Here is a 3,983-nt window from a genome sequence, read left to right as displayed (position 1 = left end):
GTCTACGCCGTCATCGCCCTGGCCTGGGCCGCGGCCCTGGCCTACTCGATCCGCGAGCACGCCGTCGTCGTCGTCCCCGCCGCGGAGCGGGCGGGTGGGGGCGCGCAGGGCCCGCAGGGCGGGGGCCGCCGCGGCGCGCACCGGCACGAACCGCACGGCGTCGCCGGGGCGCAGCTGCCCGAGCTTCCAGCGCTCGCCGGTGACGACGGTGACGGGGCAGACGAAACCGCCGAGGCTGGGTCCGTCGGGGCCGAGCAGGATCGGGGTGTCGCCGGTGAAGTCCAGCGCGCCGACCGAGTACGGGGTGTCGTGGATGTTGCTGGGGTGCAGGCCGGCCTCGCCGCCGTCGGTGCGCGTCCAGGCGGGTTTCGGCCCGACGAGGCGCACGCCGGTGCGCGAGGAGTTGAAGTGGACGAGGTACTCGGTGGCGTACAGGGTGTCGACGTCGGCGCGGGTGAAGAACTCGGGCGCGGCGTGCGGGCCCTCGGTGACGTGCAGCTCCCACTCGGCGGTCAGCTCGGGCCGGTCGGCCACCGGCACGGGTCCGGCGGTGGTCGCCCCGCCCGCTGCCGGCCGCAGCAGGTCGCCGGTGACGAGGGCCCGCCCGGTGGAGCCGCCGAAACCGCCGAGGGTGAACGTCGCCGCGCTGCCCAGGTACGCCGGCACGTCGAGGCCGCCGCCGACGAGCACGTACGTCCGCAGCCCCGGCCCGGCGGCGGTGCCGACGTCGAGCACCTGCCCGGCCGCGACAACGACGGGCTCCCACATCGGCACCGGTTCGCCGTCGACGGTGACGGGCGCGGGGGCACCGGTCACGCAGACGGTCACCGCGGTGGAGAACCGCAGCGCGGGCCCGGCGACGGTGCACTCCAGGCCCGGGGCGCCCTCGGGGTTGCCGAGGGCCAGGTTGCCGAGGCGGAAGGAGCGGTCGTCCATCGGCCCCGACGGGGGGACGCCGACCTGCCAGAGGTTCAGCCGGCCCGGCCAGTCCTGCACGGTGGTGAGGGTCCCGGCGCGCAGGACCTCGATGCGCGGCTCGGTGTCCCGGACCCCCTCCAGGGTCTTCGTGGTGTGGGTGGCGGCGGCGATCTCGGGGGCGGTGTGCAGGGCGCGCAGCTGCCCGAGGTTGGTGTCGACGCCGTCGACGCGGGTGGTGGCCAGGGCGTCGGCGAGGCGCGCGAACGCCTCCTCGCGGGTGGCACCGGAGGCGACGACCTTGGCGAGCATGGGGTCGTAGCTGCCCGTGACCTCGGTGCCCGTCTCCACCCAGGTGTCGACGCGGACGCCCTCCCCCGCGGGCCAGCGCACGGCGGTGACGGTGCCGGTGCCGGGGCGGTGGCCGCGGGCGGGGTCCTCGGCGTAGACGCGGGCCTCCACGGCGTGCCCGGTCGGGGCGGGCTGGGGCTCGTCGAACATGGCGGTGTCGCCCTGCGCCAGGCGCAGCATCCACGCCACGAGGTCGATGCCGAGGGTCTCCTCGGTGACGGGGTGCTCGACCTGCAGGCGGGCGTTGACCTCCAGGAACGACGTCTCGGCGCGGTCGGCGTCGTAGACCAGCTCCACGGTGCCGGCCGAGCGGTAGGAGACGGACTCCCCCAGGACCCGCGCCGCCTCGTGCACCTGCCGGCGCAGCTCCTCGGGCAGGTTCGGGGCGGGGGCCTCCTCGACGACCTTCTGGTTGCGCCGCTGCAGGGTGCAGTCGCGGTCGCCGAGGACGAGGACGCGCCCGGCCCCGTCGCCGAACACCTGCACCTCCAGGTGGCGGGCGTGTTCCACGAACCGCTCGAGGAACACCCCGGTGGAGGCGAAGCTGGCGCTGGCCAGCCGCTGCACGGCGTCGAAGGCGTCGCGCAGGTCCTGCGGGTTCCAGCAGGCCCGCATGCCGATGCCGCCGCCGCCGCCGGTGGCCTTGAGGATGACGGGCCAGCCGATGTCCTCGGCCGCCGCCAGGGCCTCGTCGACGTCGGCGAGCAGTTCCGTGCCCGCCGACATCGGCAGCCCCGCGGCGCGGGCCAGGCGGCGCGCGGTGTGCTTGGCACCGAAGGCCTCCAGCTGCTCGGGGGTGGGGCCGACGAACCGGGCCCCGGCGGCCTCCACGGCGCGGGCGAAGGCGGCGTCCTCGGAGAGGAACCCGTAGCCGGGGTGGACCGCGCCGGCGCCCGTGTCCCGGATCGCGGCGAGCAGCCGGTCCACGGCCAGGTAGCTCGCCGCCACCGGCGCCGGGCCGAGCCGGTACGCCTCGTCGGCCTCGCGGACGTGCGGGGCGCCGCGGTCGGCGTCGGAGAAGACCGCGACGGTGCGCAGGCCCTCCGCGCGGGCGGTGCGGATGATGCGCCGGGCGATCTCACCGCGGTTGGCGACGAGGAGGGTGTCGAACACGGGGGCGGGTCCTTCCTGGGGTTCGGTCTGCGGGGTGCGCCGGCGCGGTGTCCCCGGCGGTGTCCCCGGCGGTGTCGGGGACGGCGTCAGGGGCGGGTGACGACCATGCGGACCGGGGTGGGGTCGAACCCGTTGCACGGGTTGTTGACCTGCGGGCAGTTCGACACCAGGACGAGGGTGTCGACGTCGGCGCGCAGCGCGACGCGCAGGCCGGGGGCGGAGATGCCGTCGACGATGCCGAGGCTGCCGTCGGGGTCGACGGGCACGTTCATGTAGAAGTTGACGTTGCTCACCAGGTCGCGCTTGCCGAGGCCCCAGCGCGCGCCCTCGCCGAGGAAGTTCTCCACGCACGCGTGCTGGTGCTGGGTGTGGAACCCGTACCGCAGGGCGTTGGACTCCCGGCTGCACGCCCCGCCGAGGGTGTCGTGCCGGCCCACCTCGTCGGCCACCACCGTCATCAGCGCACGGCCCCGGTTGGAGCGCAGGACGCTGCCGGTGGTGAGGAACACGTTGCGCTGCGCGGCGATCGTGTCGGGGGCGCTGTAGCGCTCGGCGGTGTCCGCGGCGGCGTAGAGGAGGCAGTCGACGGCCTGGTTGCCGCCGAGGTCGACGATCGTGAGGACGTCGCCGGCGGCGACGACGGCGGACCAGCCGGCGCGGGCGGGCACCACCTCGTCGAGGACGACCTCGCCGCCGACGAGGGCCGCCTGCGCGCCGGGGACGGGCCCGGCGGCGGCGTGGTTCGTGGTCGTGGTGCTCATGCGGTCCCCCGGGCGAGGCGGTCGGTGCGGGTGGCGTCGTAGGCGCGGCGCGCCTCGGGGCTGCGGGTCCACTGCGCGTCCTGGGGCCGGGTGGTCTCCCCCGGCCAGGCGAGGACGTGCAGGTTCCCCCCGGGTGGCGCGTCCGCCGGTTGCAGCGGGTGCGGGGAGTTCGCCAGCAGCACGACGGCGGGCATCTCCAGGCGCAGGGCGAGGACGGCGCCGGCCCCGGCGCCGACGGGGTCGGAGAGGGTGCCGTCCGGTGCGACGCGCACGCCCTGGAAGAACGTCAGGCTCGGGGGGACGTCGCGGCCGTCGAGGCCGTGCTTGGCGGCGGTGGTGGTGAACAGCGCCGGGGCCGAGGCGCCGCAGAGGGCGTCGTGCTGCCCGGAGGTGTCCGCCACCACGGTGGCCATCGCCCGGCCCTGGTCGGTCAGCAGCACGTGGCCCGTCGTGACGTACGCCTGCCAGAGCACCTTGACGGTGTCGGCGACGTTGAGCCGCTCCCACGGCGCGCCGGCGCGCAGCAGCACCAGGTGGGCGCAGGCGCCGCCGTCGGCGTCGGTGAGCTGCAGGGTGGTGCCGGCGGCGAGGACGGCGCTGGTGCTCGTGCCGGGGGCGAGCGACTCCGCCCACACCAGGTCCCCGGCGCCGACCCCGGCGGGCAGCGCGTGGGGCCAGGTCGCAGGCGGCACGAACGGGCGCTCGGTGGTGGTGGCCGCCGCCTCCTGGGCGCGGGCGTGGGCGCGGGCGGCGGCGGTGGTGGCGGTCATCGGGCGGAACCCTCCTGGGTCGGGCGCGGGGCGCCGGAGTGCGGGGCGCCGGCGTGCGGGGCGCCGCCGTGCG

General features: G+C 76.8%; 3 protein-coding genes. All 3 read right to left on the bottom strand.

All coding sequences use genetic code 11. The annotated features are described in order from the left end of the window. On the bottom strand, positions 1-2,379 hold a 2,379-nt coding region (locus ABEB16_RS17855), incomplete at its 3' end, for a 5-oxoprolinase/urea amidolyase family protein (RefSeq protein ID WP_345713567.1). An 86-nt stretch (positions 2,380-2,465) separates the two neighbouring features. Continuing rightward, a complete protein-coding gene (locus tag ABEB16_RS17850; protein ID WP_345713566.1) occupies positions 2,466-3,140 on the bottom strand; it encodes an urea amidolyase associated protein UAAP2 in 675 nt (224 codons plus the stop codon). Beyond that, positions 3,137-3,910 carry a DUF1989 domain-containing protein gene (locus ABEB16_RS17845; RefSeq protein ID WP_345713565.1) on the bottom strand — a complete coding sequence of 258 codons (774 nt, stop codon included), beginning with the start codon at positions 3,908-3,910 and terminating at the stop codon, positions 3,137-3,139. The genes ABEB16_RS17850 and ABEB16_RS17845 overlap by 4 nt, the downstream gene beginning before the upstream one ends. Between the last annotated feature and the right edge of the window lie 73 nt (positions 3,911-3,983).

It is taken from the genome of Kineococcus glutinatus (genome assembly GCF_039542765.1).
In the GTDB taxonomy this organism is placed as follows: domain Bacteria; phylum Actinomycetota; class Actinomycetes; order Actinomycetales; family Kineococcaceae; genus Kineococcus_A; species Kineococcus_A glutinatus.
Note: the sequence above shows the minus strand (reverse complement) of the source record. Positions and strands in the feature narration are given on the sequence as shown.

Bases quoted from the DNA above. Each gene is read 5' to 3' on its own strand.
- ABEB16_RS17845 (WP_345713565.1), bottom strand. From the start codon at position 3,910: ATGACCGCCACCACCGCCGCCGCCCGCGCCCACGCCCGCGCCCAGGAG.
- ABEB16_RS17850 (WP_345713566.1), bottom strand. From the start codon at position 3,140: ATGAGCACCACGACCACGAACCACGCCGCCGCCGGGCCCGTCCCCGGC.